This is a genomic window from Parabacteroides leei (assembly GCF_023369805.1).
Classification (GTDB): domain Bacteria; phylum Bacteroidota; class Bacteroidia; order Bacteroidales; family Tannerellaceae; genus Parabacteroides; species Parabacteroides leei.
In genome coordinates this window covers 83,624-108,507 of sequence record NZ_JAMBQG010000013.1, presented here as the reverse complement: position 1 = coordinate 108,507, position 24,884 = coordinate 83,624, and the positions used below count along the sequence as shown (strand labels likewise).

At 41.0% G+C, this 24,884-nt stretch carries 15 protein-coding genes; 5 read left to right on the top strand and 10 right to left on the bottom strand.

Annotated features, from left to right (window positions below; translation table 11 throughout):
• Nucleotides 1–31: 31 nt before the first annotated feature.
• On the bottom strand, nt 32–1,018 hold the full coding sequence (gene nadA / locus M1P97_RS17830; protein ID WP_249389776.1) for a quinolinate synthase NadA: 987 nt from the start codon (nt 1,016–1,018) through the stop codon (nt 32–34).
• 1,201 nt (nt 1,019–2,219) lie between these two features.
• Here nadA and M1P97_RS17825 point away from each other — a divergent pair.
• On the top strand, nt 2,220–2,750 hold the full coding sequence (locus M1P97_RS17825) for an RNA methyltransferase (protein WP_249389775.1): 531 nt from the start codon (nt 2,220–2,222) through the stop codon (nt 2,748–2,750).
• Here M1P97_RS17825 and M1P97_RS17820 read toward each other — a convergent pair.
• Nucleotides 2,742–3,347 (bottom strand): DUF4294 domain-containing protein, encoded by a 606-nt coding sequence (locus M1P97_RS17820; protein ID WP_249389774.1) that lies wholly within the window; start codon nt 3,345–3,347, stop codon nt 2,742–2,744. The two genes, M1P97_RS17825 and M1P97_RS17820, sit on opposite strands and share 9 nt — an antisense overlap.
• A gap of 224 nt (nt 3,348–3,571) precedes the next feature.
• On the opposite strand from M1P97_RS17820, the gene M1P97_RS17815 reads away from it, so the two are divergent.
• The 3 genes from M1P97_RS17815 (at nt 3,572) to M1P97_RS17805 (ending at nt 7,327) form a co-directional block, all read left to right on the top strand.
• Nucleotides 3,572–4,378 (top strand): hypothetical protein, encoded by an 807-nt coding sequence (locus tag M1P97_RS17815; RefSeq protein ID WP_249389773.1) that lies wholly within the window; start codon nt 3,572–3,574, stop codon nt 4,376–4,378.
• An 11-nt stretch (nt 4,379–4,389) separates the two neighbouring features.
• Entirely contained in the window at nt 4,390–6,453 is a 2,064-nt protein-coding gene (locus M1P97_RS17810; protein WP_249389772.1) for a helix-hairpin-helix domain-containing protein, read from the top strand.
• A gap of 94 nt (nt 6,454–6,547) precedes the next feature.
• The gene (locus tag M1P97_RS17805) at nt 6,548–7,327 is read left to right on the top strand and encodes a radical SAM protein (protein WP_249389771.1); all 780 of its coding nucleotides are present in this window, start codon (nt 6,548–6,550) and stop codon (nt 7,325–7,327) included.
• A gap of 226 nt (nt 7,328–7,553) precedes the next feature.
• On the opposite strand, the gene M1P97_RS17800 is transcribed toward M1P97_RS17805, so the two are convergent.
• The 3 genes from M1P97_RS17800 to M1P97_RS17790 form a co-directional block, all read right to left on the bottom strand.
• Entirely contained in the window at nt 7,554–9,953 is a 2,400-nt protein-coding gene (locus M1P97_RS17800) for a T9SS type A sorting domain-containing protein (protein ID WP_249389770.1), read from the bottom strand.
• Nucleotides 9,954–10,027: 74 nt separating this feature from the next.
• Nucleotides 10,028–11,131: an acyltransferase family protein gene (locus tag M1P97_RS17795; RefSeq protein WP_249389769.1), complete on the bottom strand. Its 1,104-nt coding sequence runs from the start codon at nt 11,129–11,131 to the stop codon at nt 10,028–10,030.
• A gap of 217 nt (nt 11,132–11,348) precedes the next feature.
• Complete coding sequence (locus M1P97_RS17790; protein WP_249389768.1) at nt 11,349–12,107, bottom strand: potassium channel family protein; 759 nt, start codon at nt 12,105–12,107, stop codon at nt 11,349–11,351.
• Between the two features lie 199 nt (nt 12,108–12,306).
• On the opposite strand from M1P97_RS17790, the gene gadC reads away from it, so the two are divergent.
• On the top strand, nt 12,307–13,860 hold the full coding sequence (gadC, locus tag M1P97_RS17785) for a putative glutamine/gamma-aminobutyrate antiporter GadC (RefSeq protein WP_195370536.1): 1,554 nt from the start codon (nt 12,307–12,309) through the stop codon (nt 13,858–13,860).
• Between the two features lie 77 nt (nt 13,861–13,937).
• On the opposite strand, the gene M1P97_RS17780 is transcribed toward gadC, so the two are convergent.
• From M1P97_RS17780 to M1P97_RS17760, 5 genes are all read right to left on the bottom strand, one after another.
• Nucleotides 13,938–17,552 carry a glycosyl hydrolase gene (locus M1P97_RS17780; RefSeq protein ID WP_249389767.1) on the bottom strand — a complete coding sequence of 1,205 codons (3,615 nt, stop codon included), beginning with the start codon at nt 17,550–17,552 and terminating at the stop codon, nt 13,938–13,940.
• A gap of 160 nt (nt 17,553–17,712) precedes the next feature.
• Nucleotides 17,713–19,752, bottom strand: coding sequence for a beta-L-arabinofuranosidase domain-containing protein (locus M1P97_RS17775; RefSeq protein WP_249389766.1), 2,040 nt, complete (start codon nt 19,750–19,752; stop codon nt 17,713–17,715).
• Between the two features lie 20 nt (nt 19,753–19,772).
• Nucleotides 19,773–21,626: a glycoside hydrolase family 127 protein gene (locus M1P97_RS17770; protein WP_249389765.1), complete on the bottom strand. Its 1,854-nt coding sequence runs from the start codon at nt 21,624–21,626 to the stop codon at nt 19,773–19,775.
• 17 nt (nt 21,627–21,643) lie between these two features.
• The gene (locus M1P97_RS17765) at nt 21,644–23,197 is read right to left on the bottom strand and encodes an MGH1-like glycoside hydrolase domain-containing protein (protein WP_249389764.1); all 1,554 of its coding nucleotides are present in this window, start codon (nt 23,195–23,197) and stop codon (nt 21,644–21,646) included.
• A 73-nt stretch (nt 23,198–23,270) separates the two neighbouring features.
• Nucleotides 23,271–24,884, bottom strand: a complete 1,614-nt coding sequence (locus M1P97_RS17760; RefSeq protein ID WP_249389763.1) for a RagB/SusD family nutrient uptake outer membrane protein — start codon at nt 24,882–24,884, stop codon at nt 23,271–23,273.

The following is a 24,884-nucleotide window of genomic DNA, read 5'->3' as shown; positions in this document are numbered from 1 at the left end:
CTGTTCTATGAATGATGGGAGAGCCTATATGCTACAAACCTAATTTTTCAGAAATCTCCAACATCTTACGGATCGGTTTGATAGCCTTCTTCTGTACTTCCACGTCGACAAATATCTCCGGCATTTCAAATTTCAAACAGTTATACAGCTTTTCCATCGTATTCAGCCGCATGAAATTACATTCGTTGCAAGCACATGTACTGTCGTTGGGAGGAGCCGGAATAAACTCTTTCTCCGGACTCTTTTTCCGCATTTCGTGAATAACGCCGCTTTCCGTCGCCACAATGAACTGTTTCTTATCTGACTTGATAGTGTGTTTCAAAAGAGCGGCAGTCGAACCTACGAAGTCTGACACCTGTATAACGGGTTGTTTACACTCCGGGTGAGTGATCACTTCCGCATCCGGATACTGTTTCTTTAATTCCAGTATCTTTTCCAGTGAAAATTGTTCATGTACGTGACAGGCACCATTCCAGAGTAACATATTACGTCCGGTAATACTGTTTATGTAATTACCCAGGTTCCGGTCCGGACCGAAGATCATTTTTGTTCCTTCCGGAAAACTTTCAACGATCTGACGGGCATTGGTGGAAGTTACCACCACATCTGTTACCGCTTTTACCGCAGCTGTTGTATTGACATATGAAATAACCACATGATCCGGATGTTGTTTTACAAATTCAGCAAACTCAGGAGCCGGACAACTATCGGCCAGGGAACAACCGGCATTCAGGTCAGGAACCAATACTTTCTTGTCCGGACATAGGATCTTAGCCGTTTCACCCATAAAATGAACTCCACAGAGAACTATAATATCCGCTGTTGTTTTGGCAGCCCATTGAGCCAACGCCAGACTGTCTCCCACGAAATCTGCTATATCCTGTATATCGCCGGTCTGATAATAATGCGCAAGGATAACGGCATTCTTTTCCTTACGCAGTTTATCAATGGCTTCCTTCAGATCTATGTCTTTAGGTACCGGTGCATCCATATATCCGATCGATTGATTTGTCAACATAGTTTATCTATTATATTATTCTTAGTTTTTAATTCTAAAGATTATAGGATGTATATAATATCCTGTTAAAATGGTTCATATTTTAATCGCCCTTTCCTCCTTATGAGGATATAAATAGTATATCAACAAAGTTATCATCCACTTTTATTACTGATAATCTTTATTTTACTATACTTATCAACTCTATGTTGATAATGTGCAAAGGTAAAAACTTTATTTATTTCAGCCATCTAAAGCAGTGCAAAACAATCTTTAAAAGAAAGGGGAAAGAAGCTTCCCTATTTATTGGCCGTCATAATAATTCTCCTATCCGATATCTCAATCGAGAAAAGCAAGAGTTTTTTATCAGCACTTACCAACCACCTGTTCACAGGATATCCACACAAGATTCACACACATACGTTTCACCTGTCACAAGCTGTACAGCACATTGGCATACAGACAGTTGCTGTGACGGCAGACGTTTCACATTTAAAAGATATGACTTTTCCAATGTTAAGACAGGACTTTTGTCTTTAAAAGACGGGACATTTAAAAACAAAAGACCTGTCTTTTTCAGCCGGTGCTTACCGAACCTAAAAGCAGTGCCTATCGGTTTACCGCCCGGTGCTTATGGAACCTTTGTAAAGACGTGTCACCATAAAGGAATTACATTCAAATAAATAGAAGCCGTGACGGGTGAAACGTTATTGCAAAGATAATCCTTTGTAACCGTATCCTTCCGTAATCCCCTCTTCTTAGTTATCCACAATTATATATTATATTAATATTAATCTTTAATTTAAAAATAAAATATGATGTATATGATATCCTGTTGAAACAGTTAATACATTTTTGTTACAATATTTGTTTGAGGAGTTATTAAAGTATATGAACCGCTTATCAAGACGATACTAACAGTATAAAATATAGCTTTACTTCTGTTTTCCTTTTATTTATAGACTTTATTAGTTTTATGTTGATAACTGGTTGTGTGAAAAAGTTTGTTCCTGTTGATGGGTGTTGATACGTGTATAACTGCTGTTAATAGCTCGTAATAAATAATGGGTTATAAATGTTGCGTGTTTGAAATGGGAAGGAGTATAAGTAAGTATTTGAATAAAGCAAGAACTTTTTTTCATTTTGTGTTCACTACTTATCAATACCTTTTCAACGGCATATCCACATTAATTAGCTACTTTTGCAGGCAAAGAAAAGAGCTATGCGTAAACTGAAAATAACAGAAATGAACCGCCTCACCCCGGAGGCTTTTAAAGAGAGTAAGAAGATACCTTTAATTGTTGTGCTTGATCATGTTAGGAGTCTGAATAATGTCGGATCCGTTTTCCGTACGTCGGATGCTTTCAAGGTAGAGGCTATTTATTTGTGCGGTATCACGGCTTGTCCTCCTCATGCGGAGATCCATAAGACTGCCCTGGGAGCTGAAGATACGGTGGAATGGAAATATTTTGAAGATACACACGACGCTGTTGATAACCTGAAGCAACAAGGGTATACTGTTTGTGCAGTAGAACAGGCAGAAGGTAGTGTTATGCTGGATAAACTGCTGTTAGACAAGGGTAAAAAATATGCAGTTATCATGGGAAACGAAGTAAAAGGTGTTCAACAATCTGTTGTTGATAACTGTGATATGTGTATTGAAATACCCCAATACGGAACCAAACATTCATTAAATGTATCGGTAACGACAGGGATCGTTATCTGGGATTTCTTTAAACAGTTATCAGATTAATCCTCTTTCAACCATAATAACGACCCGTTCGGTCATGGCATCTTTTCCTTTCGGGTCGTATTCCGATTTCAGGCTGGCTCCGAACATACCGGCAAACAAATTCCAGAAGCCTGCCCTGAAACCTCCCAGGTAAGCTTTCAACAGGTTATAACTTGATTGGTTACATTCCCTGTCGATCAGTTTGATAAGTAGTTTACCTTGTGAGAATGTCAGCTTTTTAAGTTCCGGTTTATATTCTTTGAACAAATCCTTTTCCATACGTTTCAGATGTTCCTGACGGGCCTTGTCATTAGGAAGCGTTTCCATATATTCATAGGTTTCGATCAGGGTTTCATATACCATTTTAGCATAAGGTAATGTGCGTTTTACGTCTCGAACCAGTTTATTATACTTTTGTTGTTCCCGGTTATTCTTGAAACGCATCTGAGGAAAAACAAATACTTCCTGGAGATTGACAACAGCAATGGTATCCTTCCCATCCAGATAAGCTCTTTGTACTCCTTCGGGAAGTGTGTTTATTTTCAGTTTCTGTGCCTGACCGGCTGTGACACAGAGTAAAAACAAAACCATAATCTTATACCATCTTACTTTTATCATAAGCTACAAAAGTAGGTGATTTACCGATAGTCTGTACCGGTTTTACAGAATTTGACTAATTATATAGAAATGATGATTTACTTGTTAATTAGTTGTCGGATTAATAAGAATCGTTATATTTGCAGCAATTCTTATTAATAACAAAACGAATTAGCTATGGACATTGAATATTATTAGTAGCATTCTATATGTGCTTATAAATTAACAACCAAAATATCTTATCTATGAAACTATTGATTCTATCCCTGTTATCGGGAGTTTTCCCCTGTTTGTATGCTGTTAATAACTTACGTTTGCCCGATATGCGTAGCGTGGGAATGGGAGAATGTGGTATTACCCAATCTTTTCTTTTCAATCCGGCACTGATCGGTCTGGAGAGTGTTAAAAGTTTAGATATCAGCTATTTTAATCGCTACGGACTAAAAGAACTGGGAGTTATTAACCTTTCATTTTCTTATCCTGCCACCTTTCTTCCAATCGGTGTTAATATCTCTTCTTTCGGTTATGATCGATACAGGGAAAGTATGTTCCGGCTTTTCCTGGGAAAGTCTTTGAATGAAAAATGGAATATCGGTATAAGTATCCAGTATTCAATAATACAGACAGAGTTGACAGAGAGACATCCACAGTATTTGTCGACCGACATCGGTATTATTTATTCTCCGGTTGAAAAGTTGTTGATTGGTATGTTAATAATGGATTTACCGTCTGTCGCTATTAAAAAGGAAGATATTGATACTAACTATTTTATGAGTTATTCTATACAGATAGGTTTTCAATGGGAAGTAATTAACAGCCTGTTGATAGTAGGAAATCTGGAGACGAATAAACAGACTACTTTAACAGGTTGTGCCGGCTTGGAATATCAATTATATAAACAGTTTTATGTACGGGCAGGAATCAAGGCAACTCCCCTTCTGCCTACTCTTGGTGTAGGATATCGCTTTTCCTGTTTCACTGTAGATGTGGCAACTGTGTATCATCCGGTGTTAGGTATTAGTACAGGGATAGGTTTGAAGTATTCTTTTTAAATTATATAACTATGAAAAAGTCGTTTATAACTCTGTTAGTATATATGTTGATAAACAGTTATAATATTAATAGCCAGAATATTTACTCTGTTGATAAGTGGATGGAATACATAGAAGAAATGGCTTCCGAAACAGATGATGATGCCCGGATTGAAAATCTTTATTCCGATCTTTCATATCTGGTTGAACATCCTTTTGAATTAAACAGTGTTACCAGCGAAGAATTAACCCGTCTGCCTTTTTTATCCGATCTGCAGATTGAACAGATTATTTCTTACCGTAAAAAATATGGTAAACTGGTTACCCTTTATGAACTGAAGAATATTGAAGAGTTGGATTTTCATACAATATCTTTGTTACTTCCTTTTGTTTATATCGGAGAGATTTCTGTTGATAAATGTCCTTTTACTGTTAAGAACATGTTGAAGTATAGTTCTAATGAATTGCAAATCAGATATGATCAATGTTTTCAACAGAAAAAAGGATATTGTTCATATCCGGATAGTATTTTACAGCAATATCCGAACCGGAAATATCTGGGTGAACCTTTCCATCACTCTCTTCGTTATTCTTATGCATTCGATGAAAGGCTCCGGTTTGGCATTGTAGCGGAGAAAGATGCCGGTGAACCTTTTTGGAATGAGTATCATAAAGGGTATGATTATTATTCGGTACATTTATTTTTGAAAGATATAAACAAATGGTTGAAAAGCTTTGCAATCGGTGATTACAAAGTTTCTTTCGGACAAGGCTTGGTAATCAGCAGTGATTTCTCTCCGGGCCGGAGTTCTATTGTGGCTCAGGCGGAAAGACGTACGAATGGATTTCGCCGTCATTTTTCAACTAATGAGAATGATTACTTTCGTGGAGTAGCTTCTACCGTTTCGATTAAAGATTTGGATATTAGTTTCTTTTATTCTTTCAGAAAGCTGGATGCGGGTGTTGATAACTATGAAGTAAGTTCGTTTAAAACCGATGGTTTGCACCGGTTGGAACGTGATTGGAATAAGAAACATACTGTTCCTATGCAGACATACGGTGGAAATGTACGCTATACAACTTCTAACCTTGCCATCGGTATAACAGCCCTCTCCTATTCTTTTGGAAAATACGATATACAACCTGATCCGAAACCTTATAACCTTTTCTATTTCCGTGGAAACAGTAATATGAACATCAGTGTGGATTATATGTTGAAAACGAATAAACTTAAATTTTATGGTGAAACAGCCTTGTCTTCAAATAAAGCTGTAGCTACATTAAATGCGTTTCAACTAACGCCTGTTTCTTATTTATCGTTATTGCTGCTTCATCGTTATTACGACAGGCGTTATCAGGCTTTTTTCGGAAGTGCTTTCAGTCAGAATTCTACTGTACAGAATGAGCAAGGTGTTTATACAGGGATGCAATGGACACCGTTCGCCCATTTTAAATTATCGTTGTATGCCGACTTATTTCGTTTCCCCTGGTTGAAATATGGAATAGATTCACCTTCTTCCGGACAGGAATATATGGTTCAGTTGGATTATAATTCAGGAAAGAATTTTAGTACTTACTTTCGTTATAAGTACAGGAAGAAAGAAAAGAACCAGACTGTAGAGAATGAATCGACACAAAGTGTACTGCCTTATTCTCAACAACGCTTCCGTCTTCAATTGTTATATGGTTTACAACCTGCATGGGTGTTGAAAACATCTGCAGATGCTGTTTATTACGATGAACAACAGGGAAAACAAAGTCTTGGGTGGATGATTTCACAAAGTATAGGTTGGAAACCCTCTTCATTTCCTCTTCAGTCTGATTTTTATATTGGTTATTTTCATACGGATGATTATTACAGCCGTATCAATTCGTATGAAAAGAATATTCTTTATGCTTTCAATATGCCTTCTTTTTACGGAAAAGGAATCAGGTTATCTTTCTCTTTTCGATGGAACATACTGGATAAACTATCTCTTTCTGCAAAGCTGGCCCATACTTATTATGCAGATAGGGATTTGATAGGTACGGATCAGGAAGAAATAGAAGGACATAATAAAACAGATATATATGTGCTTCTCAGGTATAAGTTTTGAGAATTTATAATCTTTTGTAGCTTTGTGTCCGTAAAACTGGTAATATTGCGGTGTTCTTTGTTATATAAAGAACTTAATGGATAAATTATATATTATGTCAACGATTCTTTTTGATAAAATAGTGTTCGGTCCGATACACAGTCGGCGTCTGGGCGTTTCTTTGGGTATGAACCTGCTTCCTGTCGACGGTAAACTTTGTTCTTTCGATTGTATTTATTGCGAGTGTGGTTTGAATGGTGAGCGTCGTACACGCACCAAACTACCGGTTCGTGAAGAAGTAAAAAACGCCTTGGAAGAAAAGTTATTGGCTATGCAAAAAGAAGGGATAGCTCCTGATGTGATCACCTTTGCGGGCAATGGAGAACCGACGATGCATCCGGAATTCGAAGGTATCATAGAAGATACGATCGCTACCCGCAACCGTTACTTTCCAAATGCTAAGATTGCTGTACTGTCGAACTCGACTATGCTTCATAAAGAGGGTGTATTCCGGGCATTGAATAAGATCGAGGATAATATACTTAAGCTCGATTCCGTACTCGATAGTCGGATACAACAACTGAATGTTCCGAATTCCCCGGCTTTTACATTTGAGAGATTGTTGGAGCAATTATGCCGTTTCAGTGGAAACCTGATTATCCAAACCATGTTCCTGCGAGGTGAAATAGATGGTAAGTCGGTTGATAATACTACTGAAGAGGAGATAAAAGGTTGGATCGATGCATTGAAAAAAATAAAACCGAAACAAGTTATGATCTATACTATAGATCGTGAAACACCTTTGAAAGAACTTAAAAAGGTTTCTAAGGAGGCTTTGGATGCAATAGCAGACCGGGCCCGGAAAGAAGGATTTGATGTAACAGTTTCCTATTGAGCGTCCGCGAAGGGGAAAGACGAAGCGTGAGGAGGCTGCGCTGTTTGAGCGAAGCGAGTTCGCAGACGACAGCGTAGTCTTTTACCGTAGCAGCGAAGCCGGTGCAGCCTTGAAAAGCCCAGTTAAGTGAGTGCAGAGCCAAGCTTGCTTGGATATGCCGAACGATAGGGCTTTGGCCGTCTGGACGGCAACTTTTGATTACTTTTCTTTCAAGAGAAAAGTAATATTAATCTATTTTAATAGTACGGATCGTCTTAACCTCCTTATCCGTAACCAGCTTAAAGAAATAGACACTCGGGGGAATATTTCCCGCATCTATCCATTCTGTCGGATTATTTATTTTCCGGATCATTTTTCCGTCGGCGGAATAAATATCTATGTATTTAATCTGCTGATAATTTATTATATGTATCCGGTCTCTGAATATGGCAGGACTGATATTTATCTCTTCCTTAGCCGGTATGCTTTCAGAACTTACTTTTACTTCTGCCACAGCCGGGGTTGCTTTACTTTCCTTTAAATCATAAAGAGCTGAAACACTGTAATTATGAATACCGGAAATCACATTTTTATCTGTAAATTGTAATGTTGAAGCCGGAACTGTTGCCTGTTTTATCTGATTTTTATAGATGTTATATCCTGTGACAACAGGGAAAGCCGTAATAGGTTGTGTTGTCGTAGACCGGAGCTCCGTTAATTTACCTTCTTCGGAAGTGATAGTTGCGGAGATGATAAAATTATTATCATTTTCTTCATTTAGTAAATATTCCCATTTGTTTCCGTCGAACGATACTAAATTACCTTTTCCATTAATAGCCGGTCCTTTATCTATAAAAGCGGGATAAGCCGATCGGTTATATTTTCTGGCATATATGGAAATGATCAGTTCCTGGCCGGCATCGATAGTATACGGAGTTTTTAACTCTACCGTATTCGATCTGTTAGCTGTCGTATTGCCAACTTCCTGTTGATATGTACGTTCTCCCTGCTTGATATAAATAGCATAGTTGACATTGTAAGCAGGAATGAATTTTACATTCGTCAGTGTCTTTTTATGCATATTTCCCAGGTCTTCAGGTTCCCAACGTTGACCGAAATAAAAAGGAGAACTTTGGTATCCGAGCTGTTTGTATGAGCTTTGTGTTCCCCACCCAATTGTTTGGCTATATACGGGAGCACTCCACTGTATAAGGACATCTTTGGAAGAAACAACCCCGGCTGTTACATCTGTCGGTGATTTGTAATTGATCAGGTTTCCTTCTTCTCCTGTTTGCGATAAACCCGGAAGCACTGTGGTGCCCGTGTTCAGAGGATCCAGCCATATATCCATCCGTCCGGTGTCAGCCTGGCTGTATTTATCCCAATGATAAGATAATTTGCCATATAGATTATTACCGGTTGTCTGGCGACAGGTGGAATTTCCGCCGCTTAATGTTCCGACTATCTGTTTATTCTCGTTAAAAAGCGGTGAACCGGAAGAGCCGCCTTCTGTTATGGAATGTCCATTGAGGGTCTTATCGAAAATAACATTCCAGTGGGCATCAGGAGCGCCGGTAGTATTCCAGGTCATTGTTTCTACCGGGCGATTGCCAAATGTGGATATTTTCATATAATCACCTGAAGGATGATGAATGTTTACTCCTGATGAAGCAGGTAGATCACTTCGGTCCCATCCGTTGAAATAAACATTATAATCCTGAGGGATCTTCCCGTTCAGCAATAATAATAGGCCGTCGGAACCTCCATCTATCGGAATACTCACGATGCGGCTGCACCCGACCATTGTTTTATGATCGGCAACCGGTGAAGTGCTTTCACATCCGGTCTGTTCGAAATGAAAATAGAATACCCATTGGTTCAGATCCTCTACTGAAGCTATTTGGCCGTTATCCTGATCTTCCGTACAATGGAAAGCAGATAATATATAAGGTTTCATATCTTTAGCCGTATTATTTATCAGGGAACCGGAACAAAGATATCCTGCTTTTCCTATTTTTTCTACCATCTGGCAAACCCCGTTCTTTTCGGTTTGCCACTCCTCTCCTTCTTCACAATTTATATTAACCATACAGGAACCGGAAGTTCCCGGACCGGTATTTCGTAAACTGCCGGATACGGTTAAATGATTGTATCCATAGCCTACCTGGCTAATGGCTATTCCGGCTTTATCACCGGATGCAGCTGGTTCATATTCAAGCGTAAGATCATCACCAGCTACAAATTCTGTGGCAAATATTTTTCCTCCCGGATTGCTTTGTGATGTATAGGCTCCCAACAGGTGAGTTTTATCAGCATTATAAATAAATAGTTTTCCGCCTTCCGGAATGTAGAATTCGTCGTAATATAACATTAAGGCAATTGCTCCTTTTGCTTGCAGATGGAGCTGCCATACCTTTTCGCCTCCGGGCAGTGTGATCCACTTGCCGGAATTATCGATATTCAAATCCGTATCTATTAAAGTAGAAACAGTTAAAGGTGCCCCCTGGCTCACCCGCCATTCGTCGACTGCAATCAGGTCTTCCACACTGAAGTTTACAGGAATCTGAACAGCCGGCTGTTCACTTTTCAACATATTTCGATAATTGAAACTAGCCGGTTTCCCTCCTTCGCTTATCTGCGATTTCATTTCACCTGCATGAAGCAGGAAAAAACTGATAATACTTATATAAATGCTATGATGGAATAACTTGTTACAATTCATTATAATTTGATATAGATATGTTTCTTATATAACCAATATCCCGGAATCCAGTTCAATATGACAAAAAGAACGGCCCATACCAGCGAACCTCCGAAATTACCGAACAGAGGCACCAGTATATCGGTATAAACATAGGATGTTATTCCGCATTTATCGAATATGGTAGCCAAAACAGCGGCTTGTACATAAAGATATAACGGATTGATCCCGAACGACTCGAAGAATAGTGACCATTTCTTTTTACCGTTGATATCGATGATCCAGATCAGTAAGGCAAGGAACAATGATCCAAACCCACAGGTGGTTAGTACGAATGTGCTGCTCCATAATTTTTTATTGATCGGACAACCGTAACTTAACAAAAATCCCAGGAACAGGATGATCGCTCCGAATATAAACAGGTTCCGGATGATCTGTTCATTATTTTTTTTACTGTCCAGAATTATTTTACCGGCATAAAACCCCAACAGGACGTGTCCGATGCTCCCCAGGCAGCTTAACAGTCCTTCCGGATCGAAAGCAATACGTGTTCCGTCTGCCAGATAATCATGATACATATGTGTATTGCCAAACAAGAGACGGTCTACAACCGCAATAATATTGTCTTCCGATAGTGTCGTACTATCTGTGAAAGCAAGTAGCATCCAATAAACGATCAGGATACCGGCTGCCGTTTGCCAGATGTATTTGTGATTAATGGCCAGTCCGATCAGTGAACCTGCACCATAAGCTAGCGCTAAGCGCTGCATTACTCCGAGGATACGAAGATTCTCAAAATGAGTGAATCCGTTGTAACATATATGTGAGAATAAATTTAATCCGAATCCGACCAGGAAGATCAACACAGTGCGCTTCAATATTTTCGTAACGCTTTCTTTGGATATTTTGAAATTGTATTTCCGTAATGAAAAGAACATGGAAACTCCCATGATGAACATAAAGAACGGAAATACCAGATCAGTCGGTGTCAAACCGTTCCATGATGCGTGGCGGAGTGGTGCATATACATAATCCCATGTTCCGGGGTTGTTTACCATGATCATTCCTGCAATTGTAATACCTCTCATTACATCCAGTGAGAGTAACCTTCCTGATTGTGCCATAACTTAGATTTTTGGGTTGTAGATGCAAATGTAATTAAAAAACAACAGGGTTATATTATTTGTAAAATAAAACACTAATGTTCAGTAGAATGTATCCTTTGTTTTAGTATATTTATACGGCACTTTTTAATGGCTGATATTTATCAACCACTGATTACTTCGGCATGTAATTCGATTTAGCATATAGGACAATTCAAAGTACTTCGGATAGTGTTACCTATTTATTTTTTGTGTCCGAAGGTGTGGAAGTCGTACTTTGAGTTGTTTGTCTTTTGCTGTAATATTCTTCTCTTTTCTTATTGGCGTTCTGCACCAGACTGGTCACGTAAACAGTGAAGATCGGGAACATCATCATCCCCAGTGCAGCCAGCAGTACCGATAATATCCGTCCCGTAGGTGTAACGGCATAAATATTCGAACCTACCGTCGTCACATCCATGAAAGCCCACCAGAGTGCATCATCATAACCGGTTACCTGTGGATTAACCTTATGTTCGATGACAAAGAATATCAGACTGGAAAAATAAACCGTAGCCAGCAACATTGTCAGATAAGATACGAACAGTCCCGAAGCCTTGTTGGAAGATAGCCATCCTACCACTATTGCCAGGGCGTAACCACTACGTGCCAATGGAATAAAACGTAGGAAATAGGTAATCTCCGGTGAAAATTCAATCCCATAATAATTGATAATATTTAGATAAGGAATAGATACGATCAGGAAAATCAGGTGGGTTTGCAGATAATATAATTTACGTTTTGATAAGAAAAACTCCAAAATAAAGTCGGCAATGAAAAACATGCAGATCCAGAACTGTATCTTCAAATACGATCCCTGTGTCATGAAAGGGATATTCTTGAATGTATCGATTGAAATTACAACAATAAGGAACAGCGAAAGTAGCAAAATGATAACGTGCAATACTCCGTATATTCCTCTTTTCTCATAAATAATATCATTAAAAGCTGACTTCATTATGTTTAATCTTTAGGCGTTTAAATAGAAATATTTTAGGGTATCTAACATTGAAAACCCTGATTTTGTTTTTAACACTATTCTGTTAATTAACCTAGTTTGACATCTTGTTGACAAACTAACACAATACCGATTTGTTTTACTGACATATTAAAGCGAAACTAAACAATACAAAATTCACATTTAAACAGTAAAATTCATGGCAAATGTAGGAAAAGCAGTAAAACTTGGAGTTTTTACTCTTGCGATTATGAATGTTACGGCAGTAGTGTCTCTCCGCGGACTACCAGCCGAGGCTGTATACGGATTAAGTTCAGCCTTTTATTATCTATTTGCGGCAATTGTCTTTTTGATCCCGACGTCGCTGGTGGCAGCTGAGTTAGCAGCCATGTTCCAGGATAAGCAGGGTGGAGTTTTCAGATGGGTAGGAGAGGCCTACGGTAAGAAATGGGGATTCCTTGCCATCTGGGTACAATGGATTGAAAGTACGATCTGGTATCCTACTGTGTTAACCTTCGGTGCAGTATCCATTGCTTTTATCGGAATGAATGATGCGCATGACATGACACTGGCTTCAAATAAAATGTACACGTTAGCTGTTGTATTAATCATTTACTGGCTGGCTACCTTTATTTCATTGAAAGGGTTGAGTTGGGTAGGTAAAGTTGCTAAAGTAGGCGGTATTGTCGGTACGATCCTTCCGGCTGCCCTATTGATCATCCTCGGAATTGTTTATCTGTCGATGGGCGGTCATTCGAATATGGACTTCCATGGTAATTTCTTCCCTGATTTTTCTAAGTTCGATAACCTGGTTCTTGCATCCAGTATCTTCCTGTTTTATGCAGGTATGGAAATGGGTGGTATCCACGTAAAGGATGTGGAAAATCCCTCCAAGAACTATCCGAAAGCTGTATTTATCGGTGCGTTGATCACTGTTCTTATTTTCGTATTGGGTACTTTTGCCTTGGGTGTTATCATTCCGGAAAAGGATATTAACCTGACACAAAGCCTGCTGGTTGGTTTCGATAACTATTTCAAATTCATCCATGCTTCCTGGTTGTCTCCTATTATCGCTATCGCCCTGGCATTCGGTGTACTGGCAGGTGTGTTGACATGGGTTGCCGGTCCGTCAAAAGGTATCTTTACAGTAGGTAAGGCCGGTTATCTGCCTCCTTTCTTCCAGAAAACGAACAAGATCGGTGTTCAGAAAAATATTCTGTTGGTACAGGGATGTGCTGTTACTTTATTGAGCTTACTGTTCGTTGTAATGCCTTCAGTACAAAGTTTCTATCAGATCTTATCACAGTTAACAGTGATCCTTTATCTGGTTATGTACCTATTGATGTTCTCCGGTGCAATCGCATTACGTTACCGGATGAAAAAAGCCAATCGTCCGTTCCGTATCGGTAAACATGGTAATGGTCTGATGTGGTTTATCGGTGGTCTTGGTTTCTGTGGTTCATTATTGGCGTTTATATTAAGTTTTATTCCGCCGAGTCAGATTTCTGTCGGTAGTAATACTGTTTGGTTTGCTGTATTGATCATCGGTGCTATTGTTGTCGTAGTTGCTCCGTTTATTATTTATGCTTCCAAAAAGGCATCCTGGGTCGATCCGAATTCAGAGTTCGAACCGTTCCATTGGGAAGAAGCAAAAGTACAGGCTCCTGTTGCCGGTACTACTACTCAAACTGCCAATACAAATAATACAACTACAACTAATACAACAACGACAAATACAAATACACAATCTTAGCCAATACCTCTGTAATTTCTATTTTACATACAAAAACAAGGGACTGAATCTTTATGATTTCTGTCCCTTGTTCGTGTTTATCTGTTTTCTGTAATATCTATCGATACGGTTCCTAAGAGTCCGGCAGTTGTTTTTCCCCGATATTGTGTCGGAACGGAGAGATAGTAGTTGGCAGCTGTGTTATGTATCAATACTTCAATCTTATTATCACCGGTTTTAACATGATCAGTAATGTCAAATTGCCAGGGTGGAGTTAGTTTCAGACCTACTTTTTTGCCGTTTATCCATACTTCTGCAGTAGAAATGACTTTGCCGAGGTTCAGATGAACTCTCTGGTTATTTGCTATATCTTTCAGTTGGATGTTTTTACGATACCAGGCACCTCCTGAATAGGTCGAAATACCTTCTATCTGTGACCAGTCGCCGGCTGCAATCAAGCCTTCCCCGCATATCTGTCTGATCGGACCATCAATAGCCGCTCCACCGGTATTACCCCATTCTTCTTCTATACGGATGGCTACTGTAGATACCCGTTTGTTCGGGTTAGGAATCGTGGCCTCATAGGTTATGCAACCGTCTGGGCGTTTTCTTTTGATATCCAGCAGACAGGCTTTTCCGTCTACCCATACTTCCGGTTCCCCGAAAGCGGAAAATACGAATTTATCGAGTCCCGGAGCCGATTTGAAACGGTATTGCCCGTAGGTTGCTTCCTGTGTCTGTCTGATATCGAACGGGAGTATCGAACGATCTCCTCTGAAATTGGTAGCCAATGGTTTTTCGGCTGTTGCTTCTTTGATTATACGTGGGGTGTCGCCTTGTTTTCGGATGACGCACCAGGTTACACCAAAAGTATCGTAATGCAGTACGATTTCGTTGAGACCTTCCTTCAGTAAGATACTTCCCGATAAGTCCTCGATCTGTTTTCCATTGATATACACGGCTGCCGGCTTCAGTTCTCCGAGTGAGAGTTGGTAGGTTCCTGCTTCCGGAGCCAGTACATTCGAATAGAGATAATAGTTTTTATTACCGCTTGGGTTTTCTACCCGTTGTGTTTCTCTGAATTCCTGTTTGAATTCGCCTAGCCTGATGAATTCATCGTGTACGGTTGCTTTCAGCCCATGCCATCCCTGATGACCGTAATCGTTTTCTACTCCCCAGCGCCAGGAAAATTCGTACGGTTTCCAGCGGTATTCTTTATTACCGGCTATGATACCTTCTGATTTTCCCGGAAGATTACTGAAAATCAGTTCTTCTGTCAATTCAGGAGTGGCTTCCAACAGCATAAAGCGGGGAGCGAATGTGAAAGTTTTTGATGTCCAGTCATCATCGTCGAAGGAAGGAGATTGCCATCCGTCTGTTGCTTTAGAACTTTGCAGGTAGCGGGCTTTGTAGATGTAAGCTCCCAGTATTTCCGGTGTAGCAGGCCAGTGGAAATCGCCGAACCGGTTATCCAGGGTTGGTTTAAGTTCGAATGCCCATTCACCATCCAGTACGATTGTCTCCTTTACTTTGTGCTCTACAGGGGCAGAGATCGTTGCTTTCCGGTCAGGATCGAATACGAATATATGCATATCCTGTTTATTGAGTGGCATACGGATACAGGTTCCTTCGTCGGTAATGGATGATGCGGATATTTCCCGGAAGGTCCCGGTCCATGGATCCCATAGTTCTATTCCACCTGTTGCACGGAAGAAGCATTCCGTATCTTTAGGTACATTATATACGGCGTAGAGTTCTTTACCCGCTATTTTCCGGTGCATGATATAGGGTTCATCCTGTTTATCCTCCCGGGAGGTGATGCGGAAGTCGCGGGTTAGATGTGAGTCAAGAATATGGAGGATCTCTTTGTTGTCTGTGGCAATAAACACGTTATTGCCGGATGTTTTGAATAGTTTATCGAGTAATGTGTTTACACGGGTATCATTCAATCCTTTTTTCTCTGTTGCTTCGGGTAAATCGCCGAGGTTGATGATGATCCCTCCATTTTGTTTGAATTTCAGAGCCTTTTCCAGGGAAGAATGACGAATGGCCTTCATGGAAGGGATAATAAGTACTTTGAATTCTTCTCCTGAAATATGAAGTTGACCGTTTTTTACGGTCGCCTTATCCAACGATTGGTAATCCATGAAGTCGAAATCGATACCTTTCTTATAAAGAAAATCTCCCAGGCTGAAAGCTTTTTCCACAGCATCGTTACCGTATCCGGCTACTACCGGTTCTACGGGGTAGAGAATTGCTATATCGGCCCGGTGATATCCTTGTGAGAGAACATAACTCAGACGTTCGGAACATTCGAGCAGGGGCCCCATTTGTTCCCAATAAGGCATGTGGGTATGATTACATGGAGGTGCCCATTCCCACCAGCCTCCTACCGTACTGTAAAAGAAACCATGCAGGCTGAGCAGGTTCTGACCCATGGCAAAATTAGCAAAGATCGCATCGGTAACATTAGCTGTGTTACTATCCCATTTACTACTGTGAAAACCTTCCAGCCATACTCTCGGACGTTCGTAAAGGTGTGCGATGGAAGAGGCTACTTTATTTTTTATAATGTCTTTCGAAAAGTTGGGCTGATCGCAACCCGGTGCCTGGTTCCATCGTTGGGTACGGAAGTAATCGCCGAATTCACTGACATCTCTTCCGCGTCCACCATGGTCGCAGCCGTAAATGAGGTTACGATCTTCGTGCCATTGGTATACGGGGATGAAGAAGTTCTCTTCACTGAGCGATACCATGACGTCATTATAATCCAGCCGGATTTTAGGAGTGATTGAACCTATATGAGTGAACAGGGCGGCGAGGTAGGGGATGACATCGTATCCTTTCCGTTTTCTGAATTCATCTCTGAAGATTGAATTCCAGATGCAGCCGTGCAGGTTGAAGTTTAGCTCATCAGAAAAAAAGAAGTTGAGTCCTCCTTTGGATTGTTCCGGGAAACGGTCTTCGAACCGTTGGAAAAAATGTTTGACATAACTTTTGCCCGAAAGGGGATGCATCGGGTCGAGTGACGGTTTTTTTGCGGCACTGTATACCTGCGTTACGATCCATTTACCTTCCGGTGATTGCCATTGTATTTTGTTGTCAGTAAAGTTTTTGGTCAGGTCGATACCGGAGTTCTCTATGATTATATTGTCTGCTCCCAACTGATAGGCATATAAGGAAAGCAGATTTTCATGGCATGCTTTCTCATAGTTGCCTTGAATGGTATCACTCTCGAATTTCAGTTCGGCTCCCGTCAATTCAGGATTTTCCTTTAGGGCATCATCAACGTAAGAACCTTGTCCGACTCCCAGTGTGTAATCGCTGAGACTGACGGTCATATTCCTTTTTTTCGCTTCTCCCATGAACCAGCCGAACAGATCCCACCATTCTTCTGTAAAGAGGGCCGGGCGGGAAGGGAAAGTTAAGCCGTAACTGACCCCGCCTTTGTCCGAGTGGGCATAATTTACTTGTAAGCTGGTCACTTTTTTTGCAGCCATCTGATCCAGATGGTAGGTGAGGTGTTCACGGGTTAAAGTATCGCCCATCCACCAGTAGAAAGGTACTTCGCCATATCCTTTGGGAGGCGTTGCAAAACCTTTTTTTAAATCCATAGTGGCGGAACGATCCGGATGCCCGGGAGGCAATTGTTTTACCTGGGAAGAAAGAAACTGGGAAAAAATACACAGGATTAAAATAAAGAGTTTTTTCATGGTTGATTAGTTTATATCTGTAATAAAACAAAAGTAGTTACTAATCAGGATAATAATGTTTCAAATATGATATTATTATTATGCATTTTGGCTTTATGACGAGATATTTAAGCCACCTTCAAGTGTATGTTATCTTCTTGATGGTGGCTTAGAATAGATATTATCTTACCGGGAATTCGGTTATACGGAGTGTCGTACACCCATAAGGTATCAGTTCGATCGTTTCTTCTTCACCGACATCGTTACCTTGTTGCGTGAAGAAAGGAACCGGACCGGCGGAACCTCTGACGAGTGTCCAATTGTTTACCCGTTTTGCTTTTGTTTTGATGCGTATAGGTGCATTTTCTACATTCCACGGATAAATGGGAACGACAGACGATTTCTCTACTGTAAAAGATGTCTTGATCTGTTCAGGCGAGAAGCTACGGTGTAATAAAGCGTAGTTCCAGGGAGAATCGGAAGTTACCTCATAATACCATTTGCCGTATTCTCCGGCTTTTTCGTTTTCGAATGTTTTCTTTTCCCATTTTTCATTCATTTTCAAAGCATATACCAGCGGGCCACGTTCAACTACGGCACTGTTGTCGTACCAGCGGCTTACAACGACTTCCATCGGTAATTCGACGCTCAGTACATCGCCGTTCTTCCATTCGCGGTTCACACGTGCTACAGTTCCCGGATAGGCGTCGATAGTAACTGGTTCGCCATTCAGTTTGACTACCGGGTTCTTACACCAGGCCGGTATACGGATGTGGAAGGGGAAGAATGCCTGTTTCACCTTTTTGTCGGCGAAGGAAATGTTGAAACGGATGGTCTCTTCAAAAGGATAGGCTGTTTCTTCTTTGATATTTACAGTAATGCCGTTGGCTACTTTTGCCGATACCTGTGACGGGGCATATACTAAAGCTGCAATGCCGTTGTCGGCAGTAGCATACCATAAGTTCTGTACAAACTTGGGCCAGCCTTGATGGAGGTTGGAGGTACAGCAAGGATAGCCGGTTAGTTCGCCGAACAGGATGTCGGTATCTTCATGGGGAGTGGAGAATTCTCTCCAGTCGCGTGTGACAGCTACCTGGTTCGTTTGCTGATAGTACTGACGGCCGGAGTAATCGTCGGTTACCTGTGTTGGCAGTGCATTATAAGTTACCCGTTCCAGATAATCGGCCCATTGGATGTCACCGGTTATTTCCAGCATTTCTTCCAGCGAATACATCATTTCTACAGCCGTACATAGTTCGGAACCAGCTGTCGGTTTTCCGAAACGCAGCAATTCGTCACCACCCCATAAGCCGGTAGGCAGGCCTATCGTGTTATGAATATCATGAACAGCCTTCTTTGTTGCTTGTATCTGTTTCGGATCTTTGTTTTGCTGGTAATAAACGATCGGCTCCTTGAATCCTTGTGCCAGGTTTACGCAATGCAAGCTGTGCTGGCGTGACAAATGATCCTGGTTCAGGAAGATATCCGTCCAGTTGAATGTTTGTTTATGGATAAGTTCGCCCAGATCGAGCAAGAATTTATCTCCGGTAATATTATACAACCAGTAGACGATCATCAGGTTATCGCCGCCACGTTGTTCACCCCAGAATGTCCATTTGCCAAGCGGGTTCTTGGGTAATTCGGCTAACTGGTATTTGAAATAACTGGTCAGGAAACCGATCACGCGGGTATCGTTGGTTGCCGTATAATACTGCTGCATGATTTTCAGCATGACCATCTTGGGCCACCAGTCCTGGGCATTGTCACGCTGTAATCCCAGTTCGTAGCTACGGTCGGTGTCGGGTCCGAAATAGCCGTTCGGTTTTTGAGAAGCAAGCGTCCATTCGATCCAGGGTTTTACTTTCTCTATAAGAGCCTGGTCATTCAGAATATAAGCCAGTGGGAGCAGGCCGTCTATCCAGTACGGGCCTCTTTCCCATACATCACCGTCACCGCCGAGCCAGCCGTTGCGCAGTCCCATTACTTTTTCGTAGACCTCATCCAGATGTCCGGTCATTCCGTTTTTCATCCGGACGAGTTGTTCCTGTATCCAGCCTTCGGCTTTGATAGAACCTAGAGGAAGTTCTATGTATGTTTTTTGTAATAGTGGCTGGCGGTTATTCAAATAATTACCAGACATGGATTCTCCTCCGGCAGGTGCAGCCGAAGCAATCGCAAAGGTCGCAAATGATGCGAAAAAGATTTTTATTAATTTATTCATGGTCATGTAGAATATATGAATTACTCTTTATAATCGATCCAAACTTTCATTTTTCCCGCTTCCCGGTTATCCCAGGTGTAGTAGGGGATGAAAGACAACTTTTGATTGCCGGATACGGCTTCAATCTCTTTGATGCCTCCCAGTTTACCGGGTTCGTCTTTTACTTCGAAAGAGGTACCGGCAGCCAGATTAAGATCGGCAAAGTTTTTGAAATTATCAATCTCTTCCAGGCAATAAACCAGTGGACCGCGCTGTACAGCCCGTTTGCCTACGTCTTGTTTTACACGTGGATCAGCAGAAACCATTTCGACCGGCATATCCATGTTGAGTGCGATCTGATCTCCTGATTTCCAATCTTTGACAATAGCATATCCTTTATCTGTCGATGTATTTATCGGATTTCCATTAACAGACAACGTATATTTTTTACACCATCCCGGAATACGGATGCGTAGTTCTTTATTCAAAGGCTGTGCAGAGGTAACTGTCAGTTTAACCAGTCCGTCCCATGGATAATCCGTCTCCTGTTTCAAGGTGACTTCTTTGTTATCCACGGTAATTTGTGTCGTATTTCCCATATAAAGGTTTACCCACAAGGCTTTATCTGATGTTCCATAGATATAATTACCGATAGAGGGCAGGAAGCGTGAAATCTGGCTTGGACAGCAGGCGCAACCATACCATGCCTGGCGGTGGTGATCTCCTTTTGATTCCAGGGGATTGACATAGAAGAAACGGTCTCCTGCCAGGGAAACACCTGCCAGAGCTCCGTTATACATAGAGCGTTCCAGTACGTCCACATATTTGGAGTCGCCCGTAAACTGGTTCATACGTTGGTTCCAGTAAACCATGCCGACAGAGGCACAAGTCTCACAATAGGCATCCATATTAGGCAGGTCATAATCTTCTGTAAATCCTTCGTTGTGTCTGGAAGAACCGATACCACCGGTAACATACATATTGCGCAGAACAACATCATCCCACAGACGATCCAACGCTTCCACATAACCGGTATCTTTCTTCAGGGCAGCAACATCGGCCATACCACAATACAGATACATACAACGAACAGCATGGCCGGAAATATCTGTCAGCTCGCGAACCGGAACGATGTCCTGGTAGTAAGCCGGATCCCACTTGCCGTCGTCTCCTTTACTTCCATGGCCGTGGCCTCTTTCTTCCAATAGCCAGTTGGCAAAGTCCAGGTATTTTTGTTCTTTGGTAGTCTGATAGAGTTTTACCAGGGCCAGTTCTATTTCTTCATGTCCCGGTACCCAATGGCGCTTATCCGGGCCGAAGAGGCTCATCATATGATCTGCCATACGCATACTGACATCGAGCAGTTTCCGTTTTCCGGTAGCCTGGTAATAAGCAACGGCAGCTTCCATCATATGACCGGCGCAATACATTTCGTGCTTGTCCATATTTTTCCACCGTTTATCCAATCCGGTCAGGGTATAGAATGTATTGATATATCCGTCCGGTTGTTGTGCGGCGGCTATCTTATCGATCCATTCGTCGGCTTTCTTTTCCAGTTCGGGATTCGGATTGTTGATGAGGCTATAAGCAATACCTTCGAGTGCTTTATATACATCCGAATCATCGAAGAAAATACCGGAATGTTCACCTTCTCCTTTAGCCGCATTGACAAAGTTTTGCATGCGACCTGTCTGGTTCTCTATCTGATCTATACAGACAGGTAATGTTGCCGAGATATGTTTGCTCAGCCGTGGCGACCAAAAATGGTCTTGTATATGAACGTGGGAGAAGTCTACCTGGTCGATCATTTTGAGGGGAGTGTCTGCTACCTGTTTTTGTTCGCTACATCCCCATAACGCCAAACAAGCCAGAGATAATACTAGATACTGTTTCATGGTCTTAATTTTTAATGTTATAATTCACAACTAATTCTTTTTAAAGAAGGAGAGGAGGCAACTTTCTGACCATCGATGAAGATGGATAATCCGGCTCCTTTGTTATATTTCTCTCCCGTTTTATCATAAAGAACACAGATGGTCCTTCCATGATAGGACACATTGTCCAGACAAAAATAATCCCAGTGCCCTTCCGGAACTAATGGATTAATATCCAATCTATTTCCTTCCTGTGGACGGATACCTACTAATCCATTTATAATCAGATCACAAAAGGAAGAATGATTGTAATCTCTTCCGCGTTCTTCCGGTAAACGATTCTGATGCTTCAGTATAGTTCGTGATATCCAATCCCCTGTGAAAGGATTCAGATTTTCATCAATCCATGGTATCTGTGTGTCGTTATCTTTCCTCCTATACTGGCTTCGTGCGTAAATCGTGAGTAAAGTTACGTAATCACTTGAAAATATAAAGGGTTGGACCTGATTATTTAATAAATTGGATAGTCCGGTTAACGTCATAGAGGTAGAATAAGGCCAGGAAGGACCATTCCACTGACATTCATGACCTTCGTAGACCACCTTGAATTCCGGATGACATTGTTCTGCGGTTGTAGGTCCGTAAGGGGCTAAGAAATAGCGTGTATCCATCAGGTATTTCCATGCTACCGCGTATTCCGGATCAGCCAGATCAAAAGCCCATGGTGTATATCCGTGAAGTTCGCGGACATTCTGTAATCGGGCATTTGTTTCCTGTGGCAATACTTTTAAAAATTCAGCATCCTGATCCCATAACTTTTTGAACAGGTTGTTTTTTAGTGTCTCAGCTTCTTCTTTGAGTGTTTTTGCTTGGGGATCATTATCCCATTCGGCAATTCTGGATAAGATTGCAGCTTCCGCAGCCATATAAGAATTAATAGTTGCCCGGAACCCGTTTCCTCCTATGGATATTTCCATTCCGTCTCTGTTGTCTGTCTGCCAGAACAACCCCGTTTCCGGTATAAACTTTTCCTTTTTCCATTCAATGTAGTTTTCTTTTAACTCAGGATAGAGGTCTTTGAGTATTTGGTTGTCACCTGTTACCAGAGAGTATTGATATATAGCATCTGTAACAGGAAAGCTGTAGGAACGGAGGGCACCGCCTCCTTTTATCCAATAATAGGCATAATCTTTCAGGAATTTATTGTTTTTCAGCCATCTGCCTTCTCTGAAATGGAACCAGGCCGGACAACATATGCCGTTGTATTTTCCCGCCCAGGATACATCCGGAAGAAATTCGGTAATAATAAATCCATCCGGTGTCTCTTTCAGATGTTTTCTGAATGTCCACCAGCGAAAATAGTAGATCTCTTCTATGTTTTTATCCGGACATTCAAACAAGGGTATATTTTCGGATAAGAATTTTTTTGCCTGGTTATTGGGGATATATTGTACATATAGTTCCTCATCTTGCTGATTGAAGCGGTCTACATACGAATCTAATGTTTTATGGTCAAGTATCTGGCCTATAACCTTGACTGAAAGTCCTGAACTGCAGAAGAGCAATAAAAAAGTAATAATATACTTATTCATGAGGACAAAGATTTTTTAATCTCCCCATCCGATAAGGACGGGGAGATAAGATTAAATAATGATTTACAGCTGTTTATTTATAGCTGGGATTTTGTTCCAGATTCGGATTGGATGTTAAAACTTTTTCCGGTATCGGGAATACAGTCCGGTAATCTCCTTGTGGCTTATGTGATAGCCAGCTTTTCTTTGTGTAAACACCGAAGCGGATGGCATCTCTTCTGCGATGCATTTCCCAAGCGAATTCCCAGCCTAATTCATCGTACATTCTACCGAATGCTACAGGATCTGTATTTCCTTTGTCTGTGATCTTATAGTTTTCAACAGAACCATATTTATATGATGTGTTTTCCTGCAATTGAGCATCTGTTACTGTTGCCAGTTCTGGATTATCTTTAAATGCCCGTTTACGGACTTCTGTTACTAAAGCACCTGCACCCGATTTTCCTGAACGTAATAAACATTCTGCTTTCATCATCAGAATTTCTGCATATCGGAACAAAGGAACGTCTGTACCAGATGAACTTTGTGAACCTTTTGCCACTTCAAATTTGTTCATACGATAACCTTCCATTTCGCTGGTATAATTGCCGTCAGGGAGGTCTTTTGTGTAAATGATAGGTTCTCCCATCTTATCGTATGTTCCATATAATGTGCTACCGTCGGCTGCTAATTGTTCTCCCATTAGCCAGCTGTTAGCCAGACGAGTATCTTTCACATTATAAGTATCAATAAATTGAGATACTCCCATTGCGGAACCACAACCCCATGGAGTTGCTTCTGTTTCATATTTTTTCTTTAACTCTCCATGCCAGGAGAACATAAATATACTGTTTCCTCCGGCTAGATTTTCGTCAAAAGGAATGGTAAAAATGACCTCTTTGGAACTTTCTACGCCTGTTGTCCGGAATGGATCTTTATAGTTATCCGACAAGGCAAATTTATTACTGTTAATGATATCGTCGCATTGTTGGATGCAATCATTCCAATGTTCTTCGTTGATATAAACATTTGCATTCAGATATACATTTGCAAGTAATGCCTTTGCAGCCCATTTCGTCATACGTCCGTAATTACCTCCTCCTTGTTCTTCGCTTAACGAAGGAATTGATTCCTGTAATTCTTTTACAACAAAGTCATAGATTTCTTTACGGGTATTTTTAGCCGGTAAATCCATTGATGTCGTTGTAACTAACGGGGCTTCACCGAAGTTGTCGCAGATTTGCCAGTAGTAATATGCACGCATTGCTCTCAGTTCGGCCAGACCAGTTGTTTTTTCAGCATCTGATGGAGCAGGGAGAATGCCTGTTTCTATTTGATCAATAATTTTATTACATAACAAAGCTCCTTGGTAAAACACCGACCATATATTTTTTACATGGTCTTGCTCTGAATTCCATGTCTGATAGTGCATACGTCGGTAAACACCACCGTCATCCCAGCCTGAGGCATTAGGAGGCATTACAATGGCATCTGCAGTTACTTCCTGAGCAGAAAAGTATCCCCAATGGTCTGTAAAGCTTCGTAAATAGCTATAAACGCTGGCCACAGATGGTGAAAAATCACTGGTTGTATAATTATATGTTTGTTCAGTTATCTTAGAATAAACTTTTTCATCCATATCATTGCTGCAGGAAATGATGGTTCCTGAGCAACACAATGCTAAAAATAACTTTATATAGCTCTTCAT